The organism is Pseudomonas sp. UBA3149 (assembly GCF_002364655.1).
GTDB classification, from domain to species: domain Bacteria; phylum Pseudomonadota; class Gammaproteobacteria; order Pseudomonadales; family Pseudomonadaceae; genus Chryseomonas; species Chryseomonas luteola.
On sequence record NZ_DEYV01000047.1, the window covers coordinates 78,774 to 104,890 of the forward strand.

Annotated in this window: 25 protein-coding genes; 14 read left to right on the forward strand and 11 right to left on the reverse strand. The window is 54.7% G+C overall.

What is annotated here, in order from left to right:
- Nucleotides 1–3 precede the first annotated feature (3 nt).
- From B3729_RS23795 to B3729_RS23805, 3 genes are all read right to left on the reverse strand, one after another.
- Complete coding sequence (locus tag B3729_RS23795; protein ID WP_286789178.1) at nt 4–741, reverse strand: S-methyl-5'-thioinosine phosphorylase; 738 nt, start codon at nt 739–741, stop codon at nt 4–6.
- Nucleotides 742–750: 9 nt separating this feature from the next.
- On the reverse strand, nt 751–1,749 hold the full coding sequence (gene nagZ, locus B3729_RS23800) for a beta-N-acetylhexosaminidase (protein WP_286789179.1): 999 nt from the start codon (nt 1,747–1,749) through the stop codon (nt 751–753).
- Nucleotides 1,750–1,854: 105 nt separating this feature from the next.
- On the reverse strand, nt 1,855–2,562 hold the full coding sequence (locus tag B3729_RS23805; protein WP_074827489.1) for a TetR/AcrR family transcriptional regulator: 708 nt from the start codon (nt 2,560–2,562) through the stop codon (nt 1,855–1,857).
- Between the two features lie 170 nt (nt 2,563–2,732).
- Between B3729_RS23805 and lexA the strand changes: the two genes are divergently transcribed.
- Together lexA and sulA are read left to right on the forward strand one after the other, a co-directional pair.
- The gene (lexA, locus tag B3729_RS23810) at nt 2,733–3,344 is read left to right on the forward strand and encodes a transcriptional repressor LexA (RefSeq protein ID WP_010797701.1); all 612 of its coding nucleotides are present in this window, start codon (nt 2,733–2,735) and stop codon (nt 3,342–3,344) included.
- 30 nt (nt 3,345–3,374) lie between these two features.
- Nucleotides 3,375–3,845 (forward strand): SOS-induced cell division inhibitor SulA, encoded by a 471-nt coding sequence (gene sulA, locus B3729_RS23815; RefSeq protein ID WP_010797700.1) that lies wholly within the window; start codon nt 3,375–3,377, stop codon nt 3,843–3,845.
- Here sulA and B3729_RS23820 read toward each other — a convergent pair whose 3' ends face one another.
- From B3729_RS23820 to fadB, 6 genes are all read right to left on the reverse strand, one after another.
- Nucleotides 3,846–4,082, reverse strand: a complete 237-nt coding sequence (locus B3729_RS23820; RefSeq protein ID WP_010797699.1) for a hypothetical protein — start codon at nt 4,080–4,082, stop codon at nt 3,846–3,848. It lies immediately after the preceding gene.
- 146 nt (nt 4,083–4,228) lie between these two features.
- The gene (locus tag B3729_RS23825) at nt 4,229–4,747 is read right to left on the reverse strand and encodes a DUF6586 family protein (RefSeq protein WP_125888970.1); all 519 of its coding nucleotides are present in this window, start codon (nt 4,745–4,747) and stop codon (nt 4,229–4,231) included.
- A 93-nt stretch (nt 4,748–4,840) separates the two neighbouring features.
- A complete protein-coding gene (gene topA / locus B3729_RS23830) occupies nt 4,841–7,453 on the reverse strand; it encodes a type I DNA topoisomerase (RefSeq protein ID WP_286789180.1) in 2,613 nt (870 codons plus the stop codon).
- A gap of 144 nt (nt 7,454–7,597) precedes the next feature.
- Entirely contained in the window at nt 7,598–7,849 is a 252-nt protein-coding gene (locus B3729_RS23835) for a DUF1653 domain-containing protein (RefSeq protein ID WP_010797696.1), read from the reverse strand.
- A 60-nt stretch (nt 7,850–7,909) separates the two neighbouring features.
- Nucleotides 7,910–9,085, reverse strand: a complete 1,176-nt coding sequence (gene fadA / locus B3729_RS23840) for an acetyl-CoA C-acyltransferase FadA (RefSeq protein ID WP_010797695.1) — start codon at nt 9,083–9,085, stop codon at nt 7,910–7,912.
- Nucleotides 9,086–9,112: 27 nt separating this feature from the next.
- On the reverse strand, nt 9,113–11,260 hold the full coding sequence (gene fadB, locus B3729_RS23845; RefSeq protein ID WP_019365902.1) for a fatty acid oxidation complex subunit alpha FadB: 2,148 nt from the start codon (nt 11,258–11,260) through the stop codon (nt 9,113–9,115).
- 491 nt (nt 11,261–11,751) lie between these two features.
- Here fadB and B3729_RS23850 point away from each other — a divergent pair, with 491 nt between their 5' ends.
- Nucleotides 11,752–12,186: a universal stress protein gene (locus tag B3729_RS23850; protein ID WP_010797693.1), complete on the forward strand. Its 435-nt coding sequence runs from the start codon at nt 11,752–11,754 to the stop codon at nt 12,184–12,186.
- A gap of 32 nt (nt 12,187–12,218) precedes the next feature.
- On the opposite strand, the gene B3729_RS23855 is transcribed toward B3729_RS23850, so the two are convergent.
- Nucleotides 12,219–14,138 carry an ATP-binding cassette domain-containing protein gene (locus tag B3729_RS23855; RefSeq protein WP_074827500.1) on the reverse strand — a complete coding sequence of 640 codons (1,920 nt, stop codon included), beginning with the start codon at nt 14,136–14,138 and terminating at the stop codon, nt 12,219–12,221.
- A 217-nt stretch (nt 14,139–14,355) separates the two neighbouring features.
- On the opposite strand from B3729_RS23855, the gene B3729_RS23860 reads away from it, so the two are divergent.
- From B3729_RS23860 to phnE, 5 genes are all read left to right on the forward strand, one after another.
- The gene (locus tag B3729_RS23860) at nt 14,356–16,284 is read left to right on the forward strand and encodes a transglycosylase SLT domain-containing protein (protein WP_286789181.1); all 1,929 of its coding nucleotides are present in this window, start codon (nt 14,356–14,358) and stop codon (nt 16,282–16,284) included.
- Between the two features lie 146 nt (nt 16,285–16,430).
- Nucleotides 16,431–17,279 carry a putative selenate ABC transporter substrate-binding protein gene (locus B3729_RS23865; protein WP_122043080.1) on the forward strand — a complete coding sequence of 283 codons (849 nt, stop codon included), beginning with the start codon at nt 16,431–16,433 and terminating at the stop codon, nt 17,277–17,279.
- The gene (locus tag B3729_RS23870) at nt 17,276–18,076 is read left to right on the forward strand and encodes a phosphonate ABC transporter ATP-binding protein (RefSeq protein ID WP_019365897.1); all 801 of its coding nucleotides are present in this window, start codon (nt 17,276–17,278) and stop codon (nt 18,074–18,076) included. The genes B3729_RS23865 and B3729_RS23870 overlap by 4 nt, the downstream gene beginning before the upstream one ends.
- On the forward strand, nt 18,070–18,891 hold the full coding sequence (locus B3729_RS23875) for a PhnE/PtxC family ABC transporter permease (protein ID WP_286789182.1): 822 nt from the start codon (nt 18,070–18,072) through the stop codon (nt 18,889–18,891). The genes B3729_RS23870 and B3729_RS23875 overlap by 7 nt, the downstream gene beginning before the upstream one ends.
- Before the next feature lie 2 nt (nt 18,892–18,893).
- On the forward strand, nt 18,894–19,658 hold the full coding sequence (gene phnE / locus B3729_RS23880; protein ID WP_074827505.1) for a phosphonate ABC transporter, permease protein PhnE: 765 nt from the start codon (nt 18,894–18,896) through the stop codon (nt 19,656–19,658).
- 15 nt (nt 19,659–19,673) lie between these two features.
- Here phnE and B3729_RS23885 read toward each other — a convergent pair whose 3' ends face one another.
- Complete coding sequence (locus B3729_RS23885) at nt 19,674–19,988, reverse strand: DUF2288 domain-containing protein (RefSeq protein ID WP_010797686.1); 315 nt, start codon at nt 19,986–19,988, stop codon at nt 19,674–19,676.
- 281 nt (nt 19,989–20,269) lie between these two features.
- Here B3729_RS23885 and B3729_RS23890 point away from each other — a divergent pair, with 281 nt between their 5' ends.
- The 6 genes from B3729_RS23890 (at nt 20,270) to B3729_RS23915 (ending at nt 25,989) form a co-directional block, all read left to right on the forward strand.
- A complete protein-coding gene (locus B3729_RS23890) occupies nt 20,270–21,391 on the forward strand; it encodes a branched-chain amino acid ABC transporter substrate-binding protein (protein WP_286789183.1) in 1,122 nt (373 codons plus the stop codon).
- A 141-nt stretch (nt 21,392–21,532) separates the two neighbouring features.
- A complete protein-coding gene (gene livH, locus B3729_RS23895; protein WP_010797684.1) occupies nt 21,533–22,456 on the forward strand; it encodes a high-affinity branched-chain amino acid ABC transporter permease LivH in 924 nt (307 codons plus the stop codon).
- Nucleotides 22,453–23,724, forward strand: coding sequence for a high-affinity branched-chain amino acid ABC transporter permease LivM (locus B3729_RS23900; RefSeq protein ID WP_010797683.1), 1,272 nt, complete (start codon nt 22,453–22,455; stop codon nt 23,722–23,724). Before livH ends, B3729_RS23900 begins: the two co-directional genes overlap by 4 nt.
- Nucleotides 23,721–24,488, forward strand: coding sequence for a high-affinity branched-chain amino acid ABC transporter ATP-binding protein LivG (gene livG / locus B3729_RS23905; protein ID WP_074827509.1), 768 nt, complete (start codon nt 23,721–23,723; stop codon nt 24,486–24,488). Before B3729_RS23900 ends, livG begins: the two co-directional genes overlap by 4 nt.
- Complete coding sequence (locus tag B3729_RS23910) at nt 24,488–25,189, forward strand: ABC transporter ATP-binding protein (RefSeq protein WP_010797681.1); 702 nt, start codon at nt 24,488–24,490, stop codon at nt 25,187–25,189. Before livG ends, B3729_RS23910 begins: the two co-directional genes overlap by 1 nt.
- A 110-nt stretch (nt 25,190–25,299) precedes the next feature.
- The gene (locus B3729_RS23915; protein ID WP_010797680.1) at nt 25,300–25,989 is read left to right on the forward strand and encodes a hypothetical protein; all 690 of its coding nucleotides are present in this window, start codon (nt 25,300–25,302) and stop codon (nt 25,987–25,989) included.
- Nucleotides 25,990–26,117 lie beyond the last annotated feature (128 nt).

Below are 26,117 nucleotides of genomic sequence, written 5' to 3' on the forward strand. Positions count from 1 at the left end.
GGCTTAACCTGCCAGTACTGTTGCCAGTACAGCTTTAACCCTGCCTATACCCTCACGCAGCGCCTGCTCTATTTCAGCCATGGTGATAACGCCAGTTACCTTACCTGCAGCTGGATTAACGACCAACGCAAGACAGGCATAAGCCAAATCCTGCTCCCGAGCCAGTGCGGCTTCTGGCATGGCTGTCATCCCCACGATGTCACAGCCATCACGCTCCAGGCGAACGATCTCTCCTGCCGTTTCCAGGCGCGGCCCTTGTGTACAGGCATAGACGCCCTGATCACTGTGGGCATAGCCGTGTTGACGCAGCGCACTGATCAATTGCTGGCGAAGCGCCTCATCATAGGGGTAGCTGAAATCGATATGGGTTACCGCTTCCAGAGACCCTTCAAAAAAGGTGTGTTCACGACCCCATGTATAGTCGACGATCTGGTGAGGCACACATAGATGCCCGCTACCCATTGCTGAATGGATACCGCCTACCGCATTAACGGCCAGGATTGCTTCTGCACCGGCATGCTTGAGCGCCCATATATTGGCGCGATAATTGACCTGATGAGGCGGGATGCGATGCGGATGACCATGGCGCGCCAGGAACAATACTTCACGCCCTGCATAATGGCCTTTGAGAATGTCCGCCGAAGGCGCGCCATAGGGCGTGTTTATTCTGAGGGACTCATCCAGCGTCAGACCTTCCAGCTGCGTCAGGCCAGTCCCGCCGATAATGGCGTAAACGGTCATATAAACTCCTTAATCAATCAAACCTGCTTGGCGCAGAGTAGATAAAGCCGCAAGCCAGCGAGGATGCTGACGATATTCAATGGACGGAAATGCTTTTGCACTCATGCGTTTCAACCGCTGCGAAGGCTTGGCTTTCAAGCGCTGCAGCGCGGTTAGCGCCAGCTCAGCCGCGGCACGGTCATTACAAACGAGCCCCATGTCACAGCCAGCACTCAAGGCAGCCTCTATGCGTCCTGCCGCGTCACCAGCAACATGCGCACCGGCCATGGATAGATCGTCGCTAAAAATAACACCCTTGAAACCCAACTCGCCGCGAAGCACGTCCTGCAGCCACCGCCGCGAAAACCCGGCTGGCTGCTCATCTACGCAGGAATAGATCACATGAGCAGGCATGATCGCCTCCAACTGCCCACTCAAGCGCTTGAAAGGTACAAGGTCGACGGCCTTGATGTCTTCCAGGCTGCGCTCATCACGGGGAATGGCCACATGCGAGTCGGCTTCTGCCCACCCATGTCCCGGGAAATGCTTGCCAGTTGCAGCCATGCCGGCAGCATGCATGCCGCGAATGAAAGCACCCGCCAGATCGGTTGCCCTGCCCGGCGCTCCTTCAAAGGCTCGCTGACCGATTACTGCGCTACGGCCATGATCAAGATCCAGAACCGGAGCAAAGCTGAAGTCGAGCCCGACGGCCAGCACTTCGGTTGCCATTATCCACCCGCATGCCTCGGCAAGGCGGTCGGCCTCTGGATGATTGGCAAATCGCCGCATGGCAGGCAGACGTACAAAGCCCTGTCGAAGTCGCTGGACGCGGCCGCCCTCTTGGTCGACAGCCAATAGCAACTCCGGCCGCTCGGCGCGTATGGCTTCACATAGCTCACGCACCTGGCGAGGATGCTCGATATTGCGAGCAAAAAGAATGAGCCCACCCACTTCGGGCTGGCGCAGGAGATGTCGGTCTTCAGCGGTCAGCCATGTGCCGCCAATGTCCACCATTAATGAGCCTTGCATAGGCATTCCTGAGGCACAGAAAACAAGTGAGGCATGGTGCCCTTTCAACTCGTTTCAATCAATGTGTCAGTAATGCCTTTGCTGAAAGCGCTGGCATATCCTCACTCAGAAGCGCTGAGCATCCTGACTGACAGGCTTGCGGGGCTTGAATTGCGCAGATGCCAGAGCCTGATCCGTCATTGCACTCTCCGCCAGCATGCCACTGGCCATGAAAGGCACCATCAAACGCAATACCTGCTCCGTTGACGTATGTACACCAAAATCATTATCAGCCATGGCCTTCAAAGCCTTGATACCTGACATGCTGAATGCAGCCACCCCTATCATGAAGTGGGCGCGCCAGAACAGCTCCAGCGGAGGAATGTCAGGCGCGGCCACGGCAACCAACTCCATGTAGCGACGAAAAACGCGTCCGTATGCCTCTTCGAGGTATTTCTTCAGATGCCCCTGGCTCTCACTGAATGCCAGCCCTAAAAGCCGCATGAAAATGGAAAGATCATTACCGTGACGCGGTTTGATGGCTAACGCCTGATCTACCAGCAGATAAAGAAGCTCCTCAAGGTCTGCCTTGGCCCCAGACTTGCCGTACCGTCGGTCCAGCTCATTTTCCAAACACGCGCAATAAGGGTCCAGAAAACGAGAGAATACCGCCTGGATAAGGGATTTCTTCGAGCCGAAGTGATAATTCACTGCTGCAAGGTTTACATTCGCCTTGCTGGTTATCAGGCGGAGCGATGTTTCAGCAAAGCCACGCTCAGCAAAAAGTTGTTCAGCGGCATCCAATATCCGCTCGACCGTTTCAGATTGAGCCATCGCTTAACTACCTGATCATAAAATGTTTTAAACATATGTTTAAAACATTCCTGAGTCAATGCCTGGGATAGCTAAGTGCCGTAATGGCATTTGGCTGATAAAAAGTCGGTTGCCCTCAAACCAATACTGTATATAATCCCAGGAACTGTATATAAAGCCAGACACCTATCATGCTAAAACTAACTCCGAGACAGTCTGAAATCCTGAGCTTCATCAAGCGCTGCCTTGAAGAAAACGGATTCCCGCCCACCCGTGCGGAAATCGCTCAGGAGCTTGGCTTCAAATCCCCGAATGCGGCAGAGGAGCACCTCAAGGCGCTTGCACGTAAAGGCGCTATTGAAATGACGCCTGGTGCCTCTCGCGGAATCCGCATTCCTGGACTGGAAACACAGAAACCTTCTGACAGTGAACTCCCTGTCATCGGTCGTGTCGCTGCAGGCGCGCCAATCCTGGCCCAGCAGCACGTGGAAGAAAATTGCAATATTAACCCTGACTTCTTCCAACCACGTGCGGATTACCTTCTCAAGGTAGAAGGCATGAGCATGAAGAACATTGGTATTCTTGATGGTGACCTTCTGGCGGTTCACGTCACTCGTGAGGCACGCAACGGGCAAGTCGTGGTTGCTCGTGTCGGAGAAGAAGTTACGGTCAAGCGGTTCAAACGTGAGGGCAACAAGGTTTGGCTGATTGCTGAAAACCCTGATTTCCAGCCTATTGAGGTGGACCTCAATAAGCAGGATCTAGTAATCGAAGGCCTGAGCGTAGGTGTCATCAGGCGTTAACGAGTCAACGTATCTATAAGGAGGTGTTCAGTGCAATCTTTATTGCCGCCGGATCATGGACAGTTGCCGTTGTTTCACGACGCACTGGTTCAACCGTCGCTCAATCCTTTTTTGGCTGGACCTATTCAGGCGGCGACTTTGCCTGATTGCTTTAGTGAAGTGACTCTAAACGGCGCTCAAGACCATTGCCTGCATTTGCTAGCACCCATGCTGCGGGAGTTGAGTGACGAACAGGATCCCCGGTGGCTGACACTGATAGCACCTCCGACGCTGCTAACGACAAAGTGGCTGCGCTCAAGGGATTTGAATCTAAATAGAATCCTGCTGCTGCAACCACGTCAGAGCATGCAGACACTAGAGCTTGCTTGTGAAGCCTTACGTTCAGGAAGAAGCCATACCGTGGTGAGCTGGCTCCACGGCATGAAGACTTCCGAGAAGAAAAAGCTGGCTTTGGCCGCTCAGACAGGCAACGCCCAAAGCCTTAACATTCGCTTGGGCTGATCAATGAAGAACGCGGGGAGTATCTTCGCGTTCTATCATATCCCCTTCGGCTAGACGCCCCGCCATCTGCACACCCAAATTGAACATGGCTTTAGCCACTTCAACTTGCTGGCCATGCAGAAAATCCTTTGCATCGGAAGAAAACTCCAATGTCACCAGTGCCTCTTCACCATCGGCACGGCGAAGAACGATACGGCCATCAGCCAGTTCGACAATTTCAAGATAAGACGTAGACATATGTGCATCTCCAGCAGGCGCTGGCATTGTAGCAGTCGCACCTGCCCTTCCCTAGGCTCTATCGATTAACGTAATGCAATAAAGACTAAAATGTTGCAAGACAGCTCTTCAATCAAGAAGATCTACACATTTTTGGCGTCTGTGCCTCACCATTCGGTCAATGAACCACGAAAGCGCAGCGCCAACTCCTTGATATTTTTTCTCCAGGCCTCGAGCTCAGTATGGCTCAGCAGCCTCTTCTCTTCATCAAGCGTAACCGACTCAATCAGCGGCAGACCAGGATCAACCTTAGCTTGCTTGATAGGCTGCGGTGGTTTTTGCAATGCGGAGAACCCATCCAGCAATTGAGCCAGCCATGTTTGCTGATGACTTGCCAACTCAAACAATTCAGCCAACTCAGGACTTGGCGAATCTTTCAAAGCTTGTGGATTTAAAAACTGATCGATTGAGGCAGCCTGGGCGTTAGGCAGGCGGTAATAACCTGCCACTTCATGACACAACCCCAAAACAGCACCATACAAATGAAACAACGTCGCCTCTCGCTCGGCCTGAATCTGCCCCTGGGCATTCATGCTCTGCTCGTGCTCCGCCCTGCGCCACGATTCAAGGCTTAAACCGGCGAAGTACAACTTCTGGTTGGTACGAGTATAGATCTCATGAGACATGCCTGAATCCTCCCAAGGCAAAGCGGTGCCAACTGCCCCGCTACACAGACACCAATTGCCAGGCTTGCAGACCTGGCAACCAGATACAGCGCATCAACTACGCTTGTCTTCTACCTTCCACTTCCCATTATCGAAATAGGCTTTCCAACCGGTCGGCTTACCATTCTCTTCTGTCTGTACATATTGCTCCTTCGTCTTGCGACTGAAGCGAATAACAGCAGAACGGCCGTCCGGGTCTTTGGCCGGTGCACTTAATAGATAATGGTATTTCGGATCGATTTCATCCTTGTGCGGCAACAGCTCGCTGACCAACGGTGCGCGAGTTTCGCGATTCTTTGGAAACTGGCTGGCCGCCAGGAATAAACCTGAAGCTCCATCTCGCAATACATACGTATCGTTGACTTTCTCGCACTTGAGCTCAGGCATTGCAATGGCATCCATCTTGGGCGGAGCCGGCTCGCCGTTCTTCAGCAGCTTGCGCGTATTCTTGCACTCAGGATTGGTACATCCAAAGAATTTGCCGAAACGACCCGTCTTGAGCTGCATTTCACTGCCGCACTTGTCACACTCCAGTGAAGGCCCTTCATAGCCCTTGATGCGATAGTTACCGGTTTCAACTTCATAACCCGAGCAATCGGGGTTATTGCCACAGATGTGGAGCTTGCGATGCTCGTCAATCAGGTAAGCATCCATCGCAGTTCCGCAAATATCGCAGCGGTGCTTGCCACGCAGCACACGCGATTCCGACTCGCCTTCGTCGTCCTCAGCAATTTCATCACCCGGAACAAGGTTGATCGTTCCTTTGCAACGCTCTTTGGGCGGCAGGCTATAACCCGAGCATCCAAGGAATACACCCGTTGAAGCGGTACGGATCATCATCGGCCGGCTACATGTCGGACAAGGGATGTCCGTGAGAGTCGGCACATTCGCACGCATTCCTCCTTCAGCGCTCTCAGCGGCTTCTAGCTTTTTCTTGAAATCGCTATAGAACTCATCCAGCAGGTTTTTCCAGTCAAGCTCGCCCTGCGCTACGGTATCAAGATCACCTTCCATGCTGGCGGTAAAACCATAATCCATGAGGTCAGAGAAGCTCTCGCCCAGCCGGTCAGTAACAATGTCACCCATCTTTTCTGCGTAGAAACGGCGATTATGCACAGTGGCATAGCCGCGATCCTGAATCGTGGAAATAATGGCTGCATAGGTAGACGGACGACCAATACCGCGCTTTTCCAGCTCCTTGACCAAACTGGCCTCAGAGAAACGTGCCGGCGGCTTGGTGAAGTGCTGAGTGGGATCCAGCTTCAGCAGCTTCATGGCATCGCCCTGGTTCATTTCGGGCAGTACGTCGCCTTCGCCAGGCTTGCTCTGTTGCGACAGAACTCGGGTAAAGCCATCGAACTTGAGGATTCGCCCTTTGGCGCGCAACTCAAACTCACCGGCCTTTGCCGTAACGGTCGTAGAAAGATATTCCGCAGGAGGCATCTGACAGGCAATGAACTGACGCCAGATCAAATCGTACAAGCGTTCGGCGTCTCGCTCCATGCCAGACAGCTGGTCAGGACGCGTGTTTACGTCAGACGGACGAATTGCTTCGTGAGCCTCCTGCGCACCTTCCTTGCTGCTGTAGAAATTAGGCTTGGCCGGCAAGTATTTGTCGCCAAATTCATTTTCGATAAACGCCCGAGCCATGGTAATGGCATCGCTGGACAGGTTCGTCGAATCGGTACGCATGTAAGTGATATAACCCGCCTCGTAAAGACGCTGGGCCATCATCATGGTTTTCTTTACACCAAAGCCCAGCCGATTGCTGGCAGCCTGTTGTAAAGTCGATGTAATGAACGGAGCGGAAGGTCGGCTGCTGGTAGGCTTGTCTTCACGCTTGCTAATGCTGTAGCTGGAAGCCTTTAACTTCTCGACGGCAGCACTTGCCTGCGCCTCGTTCAACGGCTTGAATGCTTCGCCGTTTTGCCGGACGACCTCAAAACGCGCCTTGGCATTCTTGGGGTTCGCCAAATCGGCGTGAACTTCCCAGTACTCTTCAGGGACGAAGGCACGAATTTCCCGCTCACGCTCCACAAGCAGCTTGACCGCAACGGACTGAACACGTCCAGCCGAAAGCCCTCGGGCGATCTTCTGCCATAGCAGAGGCGAGACCATGTAGCCTACTACACGGTCCAGAAAGCGCCTGGCCTGCTGAGCATTGACTCGATTGATATCCAGCTCGCCCGGCTTGGAGAACGCATCCTGAATCGCTTTTTTAGTGATTTCGTTGAAGACGACCCGCTTGAATCGGCTTTCGTCTCCTCCGATGGCCTCACGAAGATGCCAGGCAATGGCTTCCCCTTCGCGGTCCAAGTCGGTTGCGAGATAAACAGTGTCAGCTTCCTTAGCCAGACGCTTGAGCTCTTCGATCACCTTTTCCTTTCCAGGCAGGATCTCGTAGTGCGCCTTCCAGCCATGCTCAGGGTCGACCCCCATGCGAGCGATAAGCTGGCGCTTGGCCTTTTCCTTTGGAGAAAGGGCTGGAGCTTCGGCAGCAGACTTGCGTCCTTTCGTGGCGGACTCTTTTGACGCGCCTGCCGACCCACTGGTAGGCAGGTCACGGATATGGCCGATACTCGACTTCACCACGTACTGGTTGCCCAAATACTTGTTGATGGTCTTGGCCTTGGCCGGGGATTCCACGATGACCAGCGATTTGCCCATGTATCGGTTGATTCCTGCGTTATTAAAAGATGTAAAGAGAAAGGCGAGACAGTCTGACAGACATTTGGCAGTGAGGCAGTGACTGACGAACCATGACAGCGTGGCTGTACGGCCCCGCTATATATAGTGGCTGTTGGAGCAAGGTCAAGGCTGCGCGTTATCGGCAAGCCCTAACGGATTCTCCTCAACCTTTACTAAAGCAAAGCGGGGAACACGCTCGCTGTCCACCTCGACGCTTTCCAGAAACATGCTGAGCGGACGCGCCCAAAGGCCGTATTCACCATACAACGCCTGGTAAAAAACAAGCTCCTCTTCCGTTTCAGAATGTTTGGCTACGCCCAGGACACGGTACTCCTGCCCCTTGTAATGCCGATAGAGCCCAGGTTGTAAGGACATGTTCCCTCCAGAAAGAAAAACCGGGGCCAGGCCCCGGTTTCGGTAGCATAAACGCCATTCTCAGACGCGTTCGAACACCGTCGTAATGCCTTGACCCAGGCCGATACACATGGTTGCTACGCCCAGTGCACCACCCTTTTGTTTCATGACATTTAATAGCGTGCCGGAAATACGGGCTCCAGAGCAACCAAAGGGATGACCTAACGCGATGGCCCCACCATGAAGATTGACCTTTTCGTCCATCTTGTCGAGGAGCTTGAGGTCTTTCAGCACCGGTAATGCTTGGGCTGCGAAAGCCTCATTGAGTTCGACATAGTCAATGTCGCCCATCGACAGCCCTGCACGCTTGAGGGCCTTCTGGGTAGCCGGAACAGGACCATAGCCCATGATCGCAGGGTCTACGCCAGCAACCGCCATGGCCCGAATACGTGCCAGTGGCTGCAGGCCAAGGTCCATTGCCCGCTGACCGGACATCACAATCATACAGGAGGCGCCGTCGGTGATCTGGGATGACGTACCTGCAGTTACTGTACCATCCTTTGGATTAAACGCAGGTCTGAGTTCGGCCAGGCCTTCCACCGTTGTATCAGGACGGATAGTCTCGTCATAGTCAAACATCTTCAGGAAGCCATTTTCATCATGTCCTTCCATGGGGATGATTTCGTCCTTGAACGCACCCTCCTGAGTGGCCTTCCAAGCCAACTGGTGCGAACGGTAGCCGAATTTATCCTGTGCTTCCCGGGTAATGCCGTGCATCTTGCCAAGCAGCTCTGCTGTGAGCCCCATCATGCCAGAGGCCTTTGCAGCATAAAGCGACAGATGCGGGTTAGGGTCAACGCCATGCATCATGCTGACGTGTCCCATATGCTCGACGCCACCTACCACGAACACATCCCCATTACCGGTCATGATGGCCTGCGCCGCTGTATGCAGTGCGCTCATCGAAGACCCGCAGAGCCGGCTTACGGTCTGCCCTGCGCTAGTATGAGGGATGGGCGTCATCAAGGACGCCATTCGCGCAATGTTCCAGCCTTGCTCGAGCGTCTGGTTTACGCACCCCCAGATCACATCTTCCACTTCTGCCGGGTTGATTTGCGGATTGCGTGCCAGAAGCTGGGTAATCAGATGGGCAGACATGTTTTCTGCCCGGGTATTACGGTGCATGCCACCCTTGGAGCGACCCATCGGTGTGCGGCCAAAGTCGACGATAACAACGTCTCTTGGATTCAGGCTCATAAGAATTCTCGCTCTGTACTGTCTGCGTTAACCAAAGAAGGACTGGCCGTTACGGGCCATTTCGCGCAGCTTTTCAGTCGGGTGATACAGCGGCCCCAGGTCTGCATACTGGTCGGCCAGTGCCACGAACTCGGCAACGCCCAGGGAATCGATATAACGCAGCGCACCGCCTCGGAAGGGAGGGAAGCCAATGCCATAGATCAATCCCATGTCCGCCTCTGCAGCCGACTCGACAATGCCATCTTCCAGGCAACGAACCGTTTCCAGGCACAGCGGAATCATCATGCGCTGAACGATTTCATCATCCGTGAAATCGCGCTGCTCATACACGACAGGCTTGAGCAAGGCGTAGGTTTCTGCATCAGCGACTTTCTTTGGCTTGCCCTTTTTATCGGTCTCGTACACATAGAACCCTTTGCCGTTCTTCTGTCCAAGACGTTTAGCCTCGTACAGCGCATCAACAGCGGTCTTGCGGGACTCTTTCATCCGGTCAGGGAAGCCTTCCGCCATCACATCACGGGCATGATGCGCCGTATCCATCCCTACAACATCCATCAAGTAAGCCGGCCCCATAGGCCAGCCAAACTTTTCCATGAGCTTGTCGATACGCTGGAAATCAGCGCCCTGCCCGATCAGGCCAGCAAAACCACCGAAATAAGGGAACAGCACCCGATTGACCAGAAAGCCCGGACAATCATTGACCACGATAGGGTTCTTACCCATTTTTTTGGCATAGGCCACAGTGGTCGCAATCGTTTTTTCGCTGGTCTTTTCGCCGCGGATTACCTCAACCAGAGGCATCATGTGCACCGGATTGAAGAAGTGCATACCGCAGAAATTTTCAGGACGCTTCAGGGCTTGTGCAAGCAAGCTGATCGAGATGGTCGAGGTATTGGACGCCAGAATGGCTTCTTCACCAACCTGATCTTCGACCTCTGCCAGCACAGCCTGCTTGATCTTGGGATTCTCAACAACAGCCTCAACCACGATATCCACCGACTTGAAGTCGCCATAGGACAAAGTGGGGCGAATACGATTGAGCGCTTCAGCCATTTTCACCGGCTCGAGACGGCCCTTCTCGACGCGCTTGTTGAGAAGCTTGCTCGCTTCATCAAGACCGAGCTGAATGGCTTCCTCACGGATATCCTTCATGAGAATCGGCGTGCCTTTGAGCGCAGACTGATAGGCGATACCACCGCCCATGATACCTGCCCCCAAGACGCTGGCCTGTTTGATCTCACCCGCCTGCTGATCGTAAACCTTAGCCTTTTTCTTGAGCAGCTGATCATTCAGGAACAGACCGATCAGGCTTTGCGAAACAGTTGTCTTGGCGAGCTTCACGAAGCCTTTGGCTTCGACTTCAAGCGCCTTCTCTCGTCCGAAATTAGCGGCCTTCTGGATGGTCTTGATCGCTTCTACTGGCGCGGGATAATTCGGACCCGCCTGACCTGCAACGTAGCCTTTGGCCGACTCGAATGCCATCATGGCTTCAATGGGGTTTAGCTTGAGCTTTTCAAGCTTGGGCTGACGACGGGCCTTGTGGTCAAGCTCGCCAGAAATAGCTCGACGTGCCAGATCCAACGCCGCGGCCTGCAACTTGTCGGGTGCAACAACTGCATCCACGACACCGACCTTGAGCGCCTCGGCAGCAGAGTTCTCCTTGCCCGAAGCAATCCACTCGATGGCATTGTCGCTACCGATCAGGCGAGGCAACCGAACAGTCCCGCCAAAACCGGGATAAATGCCCAGTTTTACTTCTGGCAGACCAACCTTTGCGGTCTCGCTCATGACCCGGAAGTCGGCGGCCATGGCGATTTCAAGGCCACCACCAAGCGCGATGCCGTTAATTGCCGCTACAGTAGGGACGTTGAGGTCTTCAAAGTCATTGAAGATCTGATTGATCTCGAGGTTTCCTGCCAGCAGATCCTCGTCTGGCATACGGAAACTTTCGACAAACTCGGTGATGTCTGCCCCTACGAGGAAAACATCCTTTCCGCTACTGAGAATGACGGCCTTGACCGAAGCGTCGGCCTTGAGGGCATCGACAGCCTGGCGCAGCTCGTTCAAGGTCAGGCGATTAAATTTATTGACCGACTCGCCAGTAAGATCAAGCTTTAACTCGGCGATACCGTTTTCTAGAGCCTTAACCGTGATGGCTTTACCTTCGTAAATCATCAACTGATCTCCATACGTGGAAGCGGAACACTCACATCCAAGCCTTGTTGCCCATTCAGGCAGGCAGCCAACTGCATGGCGTGATACTAGGATTCGTCAAGCCCGGGCGGAACGCGAAAGCTATACCTTGCGGCAACCTTCTCTTCTCTGCCCGAGCACTACAGGGCCCGCAAGACAAACATCTGATTCATACAAGTGTTTGACAGCCCCTACACGATCATTCAAAACCTGCGTTATGTCAATTCGACCCATGCGTTAACGTGGCATAACAACCCATTGAGCCCGGACGGCATGGGACTGAAAAATCGTCAATCTCTACAAAGGATAGGTGCAATTGGCGCAGCGATCTGTTAACAACAGCGAGGCGCAACACCCGCAGCAAGGAGCAAGTACCGCGAAATGCGGTCCAAACGGTATCTGGATAGCAGGTGCGAGCCGCACCAGACAGGCCATACTTGAAATGTTCGCCATCCTTAAGGAGGAGAAATAAAATGTCTTATAAACACATTCTGGTAGCCATCGACCTGACTGATGAATGCCATGCCGTAATCCGTCGTGCTGTCGATCTGGCTACCGGCCTCCAAAGCAAGGTTTCCCTGGTCCACGTGGTCGAACCAATGGCTATGGCGTTCGGCGGTGACGTGCCCATGGACCTTTCCTCCCTTCAACAACAGCAGATCGAACAGTCCCGTGAACGCCTGGACAGCTTTGTTGCGCAATACAGCCTTCTGGAGGGCCAGTGCCAGTTGGCCTATGGGCAGCCTCGCCAGGAAATCCACCGCTTTGCTCGCGAAAATGCCTGTGATCTGATCGTTGTAGGCAGCCACGGCCGCCATGGCCTTGCCCTTCTTCTGGGCTCGACCGCCAATGACCTGTTACATGGTGCCCCGTGTGACACCTTAGCGGTCTCCCTGACCCGGAAGTAATACTAAAAAGGGCTCCCTCAGGAGCCCTTTTTTCATTCTTCTAGTTCAGCCCATCGCTCCAGCAGCTGATCGAGCTCACGCTGTAAAGCCTCGAAGCGCTCAACAACGACACGCGTCGTTTCAAGCGGCTGCTGGTAGAACGCCGGATCGGAAATCTGGCTTTGCAGTCTCGCCAGCTCGTTTTCCGTCGCCTCGATCTGTGTCGGCAAGGCATCCAGCTCGCGTTGATCCTTATAACTGAGCTTTTTACGGGCCGGCGCCTGCTGCGCTGCTGCCTTGGATGCTTCTACGGGTGTCGCTTGAGTGGCCGCCGCATCCGACTTGGCCTCCATTTTCGACCCTGTCGCACCTAACAAGCGAGGCGATCCACCTTGACGTAGCCAATCCTGATAGCCTCCGACGTACTCGCGCACGAGGCCCTCGCCTTCAAATACCAGGGTGCTGGTCACGACGTTATCGAGAAACGCCCGATCGTGACTGACCATCAGCACGGTGCCCTCAAAGCTCAGAAGCACTTCCTCCAACAGTTCCAGCGTCTCCACATCCAGATCGTTGGTAGGTTCGTCGAGCACCAGCAGATTGGCCGGCTTGCTGAACAGCTTCGCTAGCAGCAGTCGGGCACGTTCGCCACCTGAAAGCGCTTTCACGGGCGTCCGGGCACGCTGTGGGCTAAACAGGAAGTCCCCCAGATAACTGAGGACATGACGATCCTGACCGTTGATCGTGATGATTTCACGTCCTTCAGCCATATTGTCGATGACGGTTTTTTCAGGCTCAAGCGCATGTCGCAACTGATCGAAATAGGCCACTTCAAGCTTGGTACCATGCACGATTTTTCCTGCTGTCGGCTCAAGGTCACCCAGCAGCAGTTTGAGCAGCGTTGTCTTTCCAGAGCCGTTGGGGCCTAACAAGCCCATCCGGTCGCCTCGCTGCACCACCAGGGAAAAATCACGGATAATGGGTTCGCTGCCTGGATGGGCGTAATCCACGTGCTCGACAACAATGACCTGTTTTCCAGACTTGTCGGCGGTTTCCAGCTGCAGATTTGCCTTACCCTGGCGTTCGCGTCGTTCGCTGCGTTCAAAGCGCATGGCCTTCAATGCACGCACTCGCCCTTCGTTGCGGGTACGTCGAGCCTTGATGCCTTGACGAATCCAGACCTCTTCCTGAGCCAGACGCTTATCGAACAGTGCGTTGGCGGTCTCTTCCGCTGCAAGCTGCTGCTCTTTATGCACCAGAAAACTGGCGTAATCGCCCTGCCAGTCGATGAGATGGCCCCGATCCAACTCAAGAATACGTGTCGCCAGGGCTTGCAGGAAGGCTCGGTCGTGGGTGATAAACAGAATCGCACCCGGATATTGACTCAAGGCCTCTTCCAACCAGGCAATAGCCCCGATATCCAGATGGTTGGTTGGCTCATCGAGCAACAGCAAGTCAGGTTCGGCCACCAGGGCCTGCGCCAATAGCACACGTCGACGCCAGCCACCGGAAAGCTCTGCAAGGGTCTTTTCTGCAGGCAACTGAAGGCGGCTCAGCGTGCTCTCGACCAGCTGCTGCAGTCGCCAGCCATCCTTGGCTTCCAAATCCTGCTGAACGCGCATCAGACGCGTCAGGTCTTCGTCAGTGTGAATGTTCTGGGACAGTCGATGATACTCCGCCAGCAACTCCCCTACGCCAGTCAATCCCTCGGCCACAACATCGAATACGGTACGATCATCTGCCCGAGGCAGCTCCTGGGGCAACTCTCCGATCTTCAGCGCCGGAGCACGCCAGATCTCGCCATCGTCTGGCATCTGCTCGCCCTTGACCAGGCGCAGCATGCTGGACTTGCCAGTACCGTTGCGCCCGATCACGCAGACTCTCTCACCCCGAGCAATCTGCCAGGACACTCCGTCCAGCAATGGCATGGCACCGAAAGCCAGGGATACGCCGGTGAATTTGAGCAAGGTCATAGGCATCTCCAAGAAAAAGGACGTGCATTCTAGTGCCCATCCGCACGAACTGCATGTTTTCCTACCGACGGCACTCAATGTTTTCGTACATATGACGACAAGATTATTAGCCTGACCGTTGGTAGCTCATACGCTTTCGTCGTAATGGCCGACAAGCTAAAGTAATCGCCTTTGTGCGGCCGAGCCGCATGTACCAGCAGTCTTCTCCGGGAATCTCATGCGCGGCCGTCTGTTCAAGCTGTTGACCAGTGTCTTTGCTTCTCTCATTGGATTGGAAACCGCTCACGCGGCCCCCATTGAGCAACAACGTCTCCTATATGACCAAGCCAAGGCAGCGCTGGCCAAGGGAGATGCCAGTCTCTATCTGCAGTCACGCAATGCGTTGCAAGGGTATCCCCTGGAGCCCTACCTGCAATATGACGAGCTGACCGCACGCCTCAAGAACGCCAGCAATACAGAAATAGAAGCCTTTCTTGCCGAGCATGGCGATCTTCCGCAGGCAAGCTGGATGAAGCTGCGCTGGCTGCGCTGGCTCTCCGAGCGCGGCGATTGGAGTACCTTTGACCGCTACTATGACTCCAAGCTCAACTTTACCGAGCTGGATTGCCTGAATGCCCAGCACCAGATTCAGGAAGGTCAGACAACACAACCCTTCAAAACAGCGGAAAAGCTCTGGCTGGTAGGCAAGTCACAACCAGCCGCCTGTGATGGCCTTTTCAGTGCCTGGGCTGCTCGCGGCCAGATGCCTGAAAGCATGGTTTGGAAACGTGCCAAGCTGGCGGCCGAAGCGCGTAATTACGGGCTGGTCACCCATTTGGGAAAGCAGATGCCCACCCTGGGCTCACTTGCTAACCTGATGAGCGATATCGCTCAGAAACCCCAACAGCTAGCCGATGTGCAGCGCTTCACACCTGCCAGCGAGCCCATGGCCGATGTGGTTGGTCTGGGTTTGCGACGCCTTGCCAAACAGGATCCCGAGAAAGCATTGGGCCTACTCGATACCTATAGTCAGCGCCTACCCTTTTCGCGCGACGAAAAAGTATCCATTGCGCGTGAGATCGGGCTGACCCTGGCCAAGAACTTTGACCCACGAGCCCTTCCGCTCATGGAGCGTTACGATCCAGAACTCCGTGATGACACGGTCAGCGAATGGCGTGCGCGCCTTCTACTGCGCCTGGCCCGCTGGAAAGAGGCTTACCAGTTAATCCAGCGGTTTCCCCCATCGCTTCTGGAAACCAACCGCTGGCAATACTGGCGCGCCCGTACCCTGGAGCTGTCTCAGCCGCAAAGCTCAAGCGTACAGGCCGATTACCAGCCAGTTTCGCGTGAGCGCGATTTCTACGGCTTTCTAGCAGCCGACCGCATCAAGGCACCTTATCAGCTGAACAATCGTCCGCTCGTACTGAGCAATAGCCTTCGCAACCGCGTGCGCACCACGCCTGGTATTCAGCGCGCGCTCGAGTTCTATGCACGTGGTGAATTTGTAAATGCGCGGCGCGAGTGGTTTCATGTCAGCCGCAGCTTCAACCGGGACGAATTGGTTGCCCAGGCCCGCATGGCCTACGACATGCAATGGTATTTCCCGGCTATTCGCTCAATTAGCCAAGCCAAGTACTGGGACGATCTGGACATCCGCTTCCCTATCGCCTACCGCGACAGTTTCGTTCGTGAAGCGCGCCAGCGAGGCTTGCATAGCAGCTGGGTCTTCGCTATTACCCGGCAAGAGAGCGGCTTCATGTCCGATGCCCGTTCAGGCGTGGGAGCCATGGGCTTGATGCAGTTGATGCCTGCGACGGCAAAACATACAGCCAGCAAGTTTTCCATTCCATTGGCGAGCCCTCAATCAGCCCTGCAACCGGACACGAACATCCAGCTGGGCACCGCTTACCTGAGCATGGTTCATGCGCAATTCAACGGTAACCGTGTTCTAGCCTCAGCGGCTTATAACGCCGGTCCCGGACGTGTAAAAAGATGGCTGAAGGACGCCCGGCACTTGGCGTTCGATGTCTGGGTAGAAACCATTCCGTTTGACGAAACCCGTCAATATGTCCAAAACGTGCTGGCGTATGCTGTCATCTACGGCCAAAAACTCAATACGCCTCAGCCACTGGTAGAGTGGCACGAACGCTTCTTTGACGAAACTTGATGGCTTGAGCAGGAGCTGCAATAGCTTTGCAGCTCCTGCCTCGTTACACGTCGCCACGCCAGGGTGCCACTAAGCGGCTGTGAAATTTCGTCAATCTCCGTATACTTCGCGGCTCTATTTTTTCCGCTATTGAACCGGAGAAACTCATGTTGAAGCGTTCCCTGGCCCTCGTGGCCGGTCTTACCCTGTGCGCCACTTCCCTTCTTACCCAGGCAGCAGATGCACTACGCGTCTCGGCTATCCCGGATGAAGCACCCACCGAATTGCTTCGCAAGTTCAAACCGCTGGGAGAGTACCTGGAAAAGCAGATTGGCATGCCTGTTACCTTCGTGCCGGTCTCCGATTATGCAGGCGTGGTCGAAGCGCTGGCCTCTGACAGACTGGACATGGCATGGTTGGGTGGCTTTACCTTTGTCCAGGCCCAACTCAAAGCGCCCATGAATCCGCTGGTACAACGGGAAGAAGATCAGAAGTTCACCAGCAAATTCATTACAGCTGATCCAAACGTCAAATCGGTTCAAGACCTGAAAGGCAAAACGTTCGCCTTTGGTTCGATCTCTTCGACCTCCGGCAGCCTGATGCCCCGTTACTTCATGCAGCAGGAAGGGGTAGTACCGGAGCAGTTTTTCTCACGTGTAGCCTATTCTGGAGCCCATGATGCAACTGCCGCCTGGGTACAGGCTGGAAAAGTGGATGGAGGCGTTTTGAACGCTTCGGTCTGGCAGAAGCTGGTTGATGCCAAGAAAGTAGACACAAGCAAGGTCAAGGTCTTCGCGACCACTCCGCCCTATTACGATTACAACTGGACCGTCAGAGGCAATCTGGATCCGCAACTAGCGGCCAAAATCAAGGCGGCCTTTCTTGCACTGGATCCTTCGAAGCCTGAAGACAAAGCCATTCTGGATCTACAGGCAGCCAGTCGTTTTGTAGAAACTTCTCCTGAAAACTATAAGGGCATCGAAGGCTCTGCACGTGCGGCCGGTCTGTTGAAGTGAGCGTCCAGTTAGCTGGCGTGGAGCTTCTTCACGCCAATGGGCATCGCGCGCTTTCAAAGCTTGACCTGAAGATCACCAAAGGTGAACGCGTCGCACTGATTGGCCCTTCTGGAGCAGGCAAGACCAGCTTGCTCCGCCTGATGGCGACAAGCCACAAGCCAACGGCAGGACAACTCACCGTATTGCAGACCGATCCGTGGTCATTGAGCGTGTCCCGATTGAAGTCGCTTCGTGCACATATCGGTCTGATTCACCAGGCACCTCCCCTCCCGGCGCGGCAACGCGTCGTAACGGCGGTACTGGCTGGGCGCCTGGGCCAATGGCCTTTATGGAAGAGCCTGGTCAGCCTTGTCTATCCACTGGATCGTCCGGGCGCCCAACAGGCTCTGGCAAAGCTGGACCTGTCAGAAAAGCTGTATCAGCGTTGCGATCAGCTCTCGGGGGGCCAACTCCAGCGCGTCGGCATTGCCCGCGTGTTATACCAGGCGCCTGAGCTGATACTGGCGGATGAGCCTGTCTCCGCCATGGATCCGGTACTTGCCAGCCATACACTAACCATTCTCGCTCGTGAGGCCGAAACACGAAGCGCAACGCTGATCGCCAGCCTGCACAGCGTAGAGCTGGCGCTCAAACACTTTCCGCGAATCATTGGACTACGCCAAGGCGTTATTGTATTCGACAAAGCAACGCAAGCCGTTACCTCCGATGATCTGGAGCAGTTGTATGCCAATGAGCAATTGGCACCAGAGAACTCATCCAGTGTTTATTTCATGCCTGCCACACCACCGCGATGCTGACTGCCCCCTCGCATGATCCTGCCACCCTGCCTCGTCTAGGCATCAGCCTGCTGGCAATCATACTGCTCTGGCCTGGGCTTCACCTGTCTGAGCTGGATATTCCTGGTTTGCTCACCGGTGAGAACGCCAGAATCATGGGTAGCTTTCTGGCAGGATTCTGGCCGCTAGCCTACGATTCGGAGTTTCTCTCGATAGTTGGCAAAGCCACGCTGGAAACCCTAGCCATTGCCACGGCCGGCATGACACTCGCCTGGGTGATCGCCTTTCCAGCAGCCCTGCTGGCAACACGCTCGCTTTCCATCTCCGCGCTTCATCGGCAAGGACGCCCTTCGTGGCTGGGTCAGACGATTCGCAATACGGTACGTATCGTTCTTGTAATTCTGCGCAGCATTCCCGAAATTGTCTGGGCCTTGTTATTTGTACGAGCGGTAGGCCTGGGTCCAACCGCGGGCGTCCTGGCCATTGCCATCACGTATGGTGGCATGCTGGGTAAGGTGTACGCCGAGATTTTCGAATCCGTACCTGCTGACGCGACGCGAGCATTGCTCTTGGGTGGCAGCTCGCGACTTCAGGCATTCGCATATGGACTGCTACCGGCCGCCAGCGGCGAAATGATCTCCTATACGATCTACCGCTGGGAGTGTGCTATCCGTGCATCGGTCGTCATGGGATTTGTCGGCGCTGGCGGGCTGGGGCAACAGGTCGATCTGTCTCTGCGAATGTTTGCTGGCGGAGAAGTTGCCAGCCTGATGCTGACCTTTCTGATACTGGTCATGCTGGCCGACCTGATCAGCCGCTTGCTGCGAGAGCCGTAACGATGAAAATCAAGGGTCTTGCCGCCGTTATCGTAGTACTAGCCGCCATTGCCTCGTCCTTTGCTTACCTTGAGACGAATTTTATCGAGCTGTTTTCGCGGACCTCTCTTGCGCAAATGGCGAAGTTTGCCAACGGATTTCTTACCCCGGACTTCTCCCGCAGTCACCTATACGCCATCGCTTGGGCCTGCCTGGAAACACTGGCCATGTCAGCCATGGGAACCCTATTGGCAGCCCTGTTTGGCATAATACTGGCCCTGCCTGCGGCAGGCCGACTCGGTACTCTATTCAAAGCAGTTGCGCGGTTCTTGCTCAATGCCCTCCGCGCCGTCCCGGAACTGGTGTGGGCGGCACTGATGGTACTGGCTGCAGGGCTAGGGCCCAACGCCGGCACGCTTGCATTGGCACTGCATACGGCGGGTGTACTGGGTCGCCTGTTTGCCGAGGCGCTGGAAAACACTCCGTCCGCCCCCAGCGATGCGATCAGACTGGCTGGCGGCGGACGCCTTGCCGCCTTCGCCTATGGCATTCTGCCAAGCGTCTGGCCTCAGCTGCTTGCCTATATTCTCTATCGCTGGGAAAACAATATCCGCATGGCGACGATATTGGGATTCGTGGGCGCTGGCGGCCTAGGACAAATGCTTCAAATCAGCCTCAGCCTGTTTCAACTCGCTCAGGCTGCAACCATTATCCTGGCCATGCTGACCCTGGTACTGCTGGTGGACGCTTTTAGTGCCTGGATCCGTCAGCGGTGGATCAATCATTGATCCACCCTGGCGGTCTCATGCCTCGCCGCTGTTACCGTTTCTAGCCTGTATAAGCACCCAGGGCGCAACGACCACTGCCCAAAAGACTGGATCGCTTACCAAAAACCCCCGTGCCTCATCCTCGGTCACCTTGGCCATTTGCCCGGACGTCAGCCAGGCAGAAACCTTGCCTGTATTGTCCTGAACAATGGCTTCTGCCGCCTCTATCAAGTCTATCTCGGCATCCACCCGAAGCAACGAACCCTTGGCAAAGTGCGGCTGTAACTCTTGCCATGTGATTTCAGCGGTCTGGCCCAACAGCGTAGCGTACAGAGTGCTGGTTTCGGACATCACGTCACCCCTAAAAATAAAGCGACATGATAGCGGCTGCCGCTTATTGTCGACAGGATTGACATGTCTTCAGCCCGGTTTCGGCTCGTATCCGATACATGATGCGACAAAGTGTATCGATACAGTCGATGTGCCACTTTTCAATTCCGTGATCGGCACTCTACACTCCGCACGTTGCGATGCCGATTTATCGTCATAACAAGAAAGCCAGCAATAAGAATAAATACTGCAATAAACGTTTGTGATCTGCCAAAACCAATAAGCATTTCGAGTGGAGCACTATGAATAAGGCAACTCAGCGTCTTTCCCGACTATTCGCCGCCATGGCCCTGGCTGGACTCACCAGCTACAGCGTCGCTGCCGATACAATAAAAATCGCTTTGGCCGGCCCGGTTACCGGTCCTGTAGCGCAATATGGGGAAATGGAATTTGTCGGCGCCAAAATGGCTATCGAGCAAATCAATAAGGCTGGCGGCGTCAATGGCCAGCAGCTCGAAGGCGTAGTCTATGACGATGCGTGTGACCCCAAGCAAGCGGTTGCCGTTGCCAACAAGATCGTCAACGACGAAGTGAAATTCGTGGTTGGCCACCTGTGCTCCAGCTCCACCCAGCCGGCGTCCGATATCTACGAAGACGAAGGCATCCTGATGATCACCCCAGCATCAACCAGCCCTGATCTCACGGCACGCGGACATAAACTGATCTTCCGCACCATTGGTCTTGACAACATGCAAGGCCCTACTGCCGGCAAATATATAGCCGAGCATATCAAGCCCAAGACAGTCGCCATCATCCACGACAAGCAGCAGTACGGTGAAGGCATTGCCACGGCCGTCAAGCAGACACTTGAAGGCGCCAATGTCAAAGTTGCCGTATTCGAAGGTATCAATGCCGGCGACAAGGACTCTTCTTCTCTGATCTCCAAGCTGAAGCAGGCGGGTGTGGATTTCGTCTATTACGGCGGCTATCACCCGGAGCTCGGCCTTCTGATGCGCCAGTCACAGGAAAAAGGCTTGAAAGTTCGCTTCATGGGGCCGGAAGGTGTGGGTAACTCTGAAATTTCCGCCATTGCAGGCAAATCCTCAGAGGGCATGCTTGTAACCCTTCCCCGCTCTTTCGATCAGGATCCGAAAAACAAAGCCCTGGTTGAAGCATTCAAAGCCAAGAAGCAGGATCCGAGCGGCCCGTTCGTCTTCCCCTCCTACGCAGCCGTGCAAGTTATTGCTGATGGCATCAAGAAGGCAGGCAACACTGAAACCGATGCTGTAGCAGAGGCCCTGCGCAGCAATACGTTCAGCACACCTACAGGCGACCTGGCGTTTGACGAAAAAGGCGACCTGAAAAACTTCGAATTTGTCGTCTATGAGTGGCACGCCGACGGCACCAAGACCGAAGCCAAGTAACCGTTAAGCAGGAACTTGCCAGCACGTTGTCTGGCAAACGTCCTCAAAAGCCCACGGTATCCTCCGTGGGCTTTGTTCATTCCAAATGAGTAGGCGTGCCAAGACGCCAAAAGCACTGTGGCCGCTATTCAGGAGAAAGTAATGCCTGAGCTCTACCACTATCTTCAACAGCTGGTAAACGGTTTGACCGTTGGCAGCACCTACGCCTTGATAGCCATTGGTTACACAATGGTCTACGGCATTATTGGCATGATCAACTTCGCCCATGGCGAGGTATACATGATTGGCTCCTATGTAGCCTTCATTGTCATCGCCGGATTAGCACTCATGGGCATTCATAGTTTGCCGATCATCATGATTGCGGCCTTTGCTGCCAGCATTATTGTTGCCAGTGCCTATGGCTACAGTATTGAGCGTATTGCCTACCGTCCGCTACGTGGCAGTAATCGCCTGATTCCGCTGATCTCAGCCATCGGCATGTCCATCTTCCTGCAAAACGAAGTGCTATTGGCACAGGACTCCAAGGACAAGGCCATTCCCAGCCTGCTGCCTGGCAACATCATATTTGGCAATGATGCCATGAGTGGAGTCGTCATTTCGTACATGCAGATTCTGATCTTCGTAGTCACGTTTCTGGCCATGCTCGGATTGACACTGTTCATCTCACGTTCGCGTCTCGGCCGCGCCTGCCGAGCCTGCGCCGAAGACATCAAGATGGCCAACCTGCTTGGCATCAACACCAACAACATTATCGCCCTGACCTTTGTTATCGGCGCATCCCTGGCAGCCATCGCGGCTGTTCTGCTCGGTATGCAATACGGCGTCATTAATCCGAGCCTGGGATTTCTGGCAGGTATCAAGGCGTTTACTGCCGCAGTACTGGGCGGGATCGGCAGTATTCCAGGCGCCATGCTGGGCGGACTGGTGCTAGGGGTAGCCGAAGCGTTCGGGGCCGATATTTTTGGTGATCAGTACAAGGATGTCGTGGCATTCACACTTCTTGTCCTCGTTTTGTTGTTCCGGCCGACCGGCATTCTGGGCCGTCCGGAGGTAGAAAAAGTATGAGCAGTACCCCTTTCAACAAACAGCTTAAAACGGCTTTTTTCAGTGCGCTTCTCGTACTCGCAGTGGCCTACCCTGTTTTGGGGCTAAAACTGACCACAGTGGGTATCGGGCTCGAAGTCCATGGCGCCAGCCCAACCACCCTGACGATCATTTTTGGGGCGGCCGCCCTTATGTTCGTATGGCAGTTGGTACGTGATCGCATTCCCATGCCGCGCCGAACCAGGGGCACCCACACCTCACCACTGACCAAACTAGGCGCCCAGCTCACCGAGCCATCTGTTCAACGCTGGGTCATCCTCGGGCTGGTTCTTGTCGCGCTAGTCTGGCCATTCTTCGGCTCACGGGGGGCCGTGGATATCGCTACGCTGATTCTCATCTATGTGATGCTGGGGCTTGGTCTGAATATTGTGGTCGGCCTGGCGGGTCTTCTTGATCTGGGCTACGTCGGCTTTTACGCCGTAGGGGCATATAGTTACGCCCTGCTCTCCCACTATTACGGCCTTGGATTCTGGATCTGCCTGCCCATTGCCGGTTTGATGGCTGCGCTATTCGGCTTTTTGCTGGGCTTTCCCGTGCTGCGCCTGCGAGGTGACTATCTCGCCATCGTAACGCTCGGCTTCGGCGAGATCATCCGTATTCTGCTACGCAACCTTACCAGCATCACCGGCGGCCCCAACGGCATTAGCGGAATCGACAAGCCTACGCTATTCAACCTGACGTTTGAGCGGCGTGCCCCTGAAGGCATGCAGACATTCCATGAGTTTTTTGGCATCGCCTACAACTCGAACTACAAGGTGATCTTTCTTTACCTGGTTGCGTTACTGCTCGTCCTGCTTACGCTTTTCGTGATCAATCGATTACTGCGCATGCCCATCGGTCGCGCCTGGGAAGCCTTACGTGAAGATGAGATCGCCTGCCGTGCATTAGGCTTGAATCCGACCCTTATCAAACTCTCCGCTTTTACGCTGGGTGCCTGCTTTGCAGGTTTCGCGGGCAGCTTCTTTGCGGCTCGCCAAGGGCTGGTGTCGCCGGAATCGTTCACCTTCATTGAGTCAGCCATCATCTTGGCGATCGTTGTTCTGGGTGGAATGGGCTCACAATTGGGCGTCATTCTGGCAGCCATTGTCATGATTCTGCTTCCAGAGCTGATGCGTGAGTTCAGTGAATATCGCATGTTGATGTTTGGCGCCATGATGGTCCTGATGATGATCTGGCGGCCGCAAGGCCTGCTCCCGATGCAGCGCCCCCATTTGGAGCTGCGTAAATGAGCCAACCTATTCTTCAAGCTAAAGACCTGACCATGCGTTTTGGCGGCCTCTTGGCAGTCAATGGCGTCAATATCAGCGTCGAGGAAAAGCAGGTCGTTTCCCTGATAGGACCGAACGGCGCCGGCAAGACGACCGTGTTCAACTGCCTGACCGGTTTCTATCAACCAACAGGAGGCGAAATTCTACTTAGAGGTACGCCCATTCATGGCTTGCCGGGTCACCAGATCGCCCGACGCGGCATCGTACGCACCTTCCAGAATGTTCGGTTGTTCAAGGAAATGACAGCGGTTGAAAACCTGCTGGTTGCTCAACACCGCCATCTGAATACGAATTTTCTAGCTGGCCTTTTCAAAACTCCCGACTTTCGCCGCGCAGAATCTGAAGCCATGGACTTTGCCCGCCACTGGCTTGAGCAGGTCAACCTCACCGAGGTCGCCAACCGACCTGCCGGCAATCTGGCCTATGGCCAACAGCGCCGTCTTGAGATTGCTCGCTGCATGATGACACGTCCTCAACTCCTCATGCTTGATGAACCTGCCGCTGGCCTTAATCCTCGCGAGACGGAAGACCTGAAAGCGCTGATTTCCCTGCTGCGAGACGAGCATGGCGTAACTGTTCTGCTCATTGAGCACGACATGCACCTGGTCATGAGCATCTCGGATCATATTGTCGTTATCAATCAGGGCACTCCCCTGGCCGATGGTAAGCCGGAGCAAATCCGTAATAACCCTGACGTGATCAAAGCCTATTTGGGAGAAGCGTGATGCTGCAGTTCGAAAACGTTTCGACTTTCTATGGCAAGATCCAGGCGCTGCATGGGGTCAGCCTGTCCGTCAACAAAGGGGAGATCGTGACACTCATCGGCGCCAATGGCGCTGGCAAGTCTACCCTCCTGATGACGCTATGCGGTTCTCCTAAGGCAGCTGGCGGTAGTATTCGTTACGAAGGTGAAGAGCTGGTCGGGAAAGACTCCTCCGAAATCATGCGCAAGGGTATCGCCGTAGTTCCTGAGGGTCGCCGCGTCTTTGCTCGCCTGACTGTCGAGGAAAACCTCGCCATGGGCGGTTTTTTTACCGACAAGCATGACTATGATCGTCAGCTTGAAAAGGTTCTTGGCCTGTTTCCTCGCTTGAAGGAGCGCTATCACCAGCGCGGAGGCACGATGTCCGGTGGGGAGCAACAGATGCTGGCCATCGGTCGTGCGATGATGAGTCATCCGCGTCTCCTGCTGCTTGACGAGCCCTCACTGGGTTTAGCCCCCATCATCATTCAGCAGATTTTCGATATCATCGAACAACTGCGCGAGGATGGCGTAACGGTATTTCTGGTCGAGCAGAACGCCAACCAGGCGCTCAGACTAGCAGACCGTGGCTACGTTCTAGAAAATGGTCATATCGTCATGCAGGATACCGGCGAAGCCCTATTGGCCAACCCTGACGTACGCAAGGCCTACCTGGGAGGCTAAAGGATCGCTTGTGCGCTCCGTTCAAAAAGAGCGCACAAGTTCATTTCAGCCTTGTCCTAACGGATATAGCTCAGTAACGTTGCCACCCTTGTTTCAATGGAGAGCTCTAGATGTTAGCGCCACGCTTGCTGCTGCCCCTGACCTTGCTGGCCACGTTGCTGGCAGGCTGCCATAGCACCCCGAGCGATAGCATCGCTTCGTCCAAGGCGTCTCAAGGCGTACGCCTGCAAGGTGATTTGCGGTTAGCGAATGACCAGTTACTCTTTCGCCCCTGTCAGGAGCATCGCTACTTTCAAATAGACGATGCGGCCAACACGTCTATTATCAACGATGCTCATGAGTTGACGGCCGATAGCGGTGCCAGCAGCCTATTCGCAGATTTACGCGGAAAGATGAAATCTGGAGGGCCGGCTGGAAGCGATGGCGTATTTGCCGTTTCCGAAGTGTATCGCATGCAGTACACCGGGCCCGGCTGTTCAGACCCTAATTTCAAGCGCCTGACGCTTCGCGCAGCCGGTCATACTCCAGAATGGAATGTGGTAGTAAGTGGCCAAGGCATGGTTATAGCCTCGACCGATCGCAGCCAGCAGGCTCTTCCATATTTGCAGGAGCAACTACCCGACGGTAGTCGTAGCCTGTCTACCGAAGCCAACGGCGAGCGTGTCGAGCTATGGGTCAGTCCGCAGCGCTGTGTTGATGAAAGCACTGGTACGGTTCAATCCCTTCAGGCGGAGCTGCGTGTCAATGGCAAGAGCATGTCAGGCTGCGCGCACTATGGCGGTGCTACTGACACCCATTAAAGAAATCCAGTCCTGCGTGCTGTTACTAAGCCTCAAACAGCACGCATTGGCAATGAAAGCCTCTTATCCAAGGTTCTTCGTTTACTGCCTCATGGGCGCCCGCCTTACATCAGACGAATATCTATTTC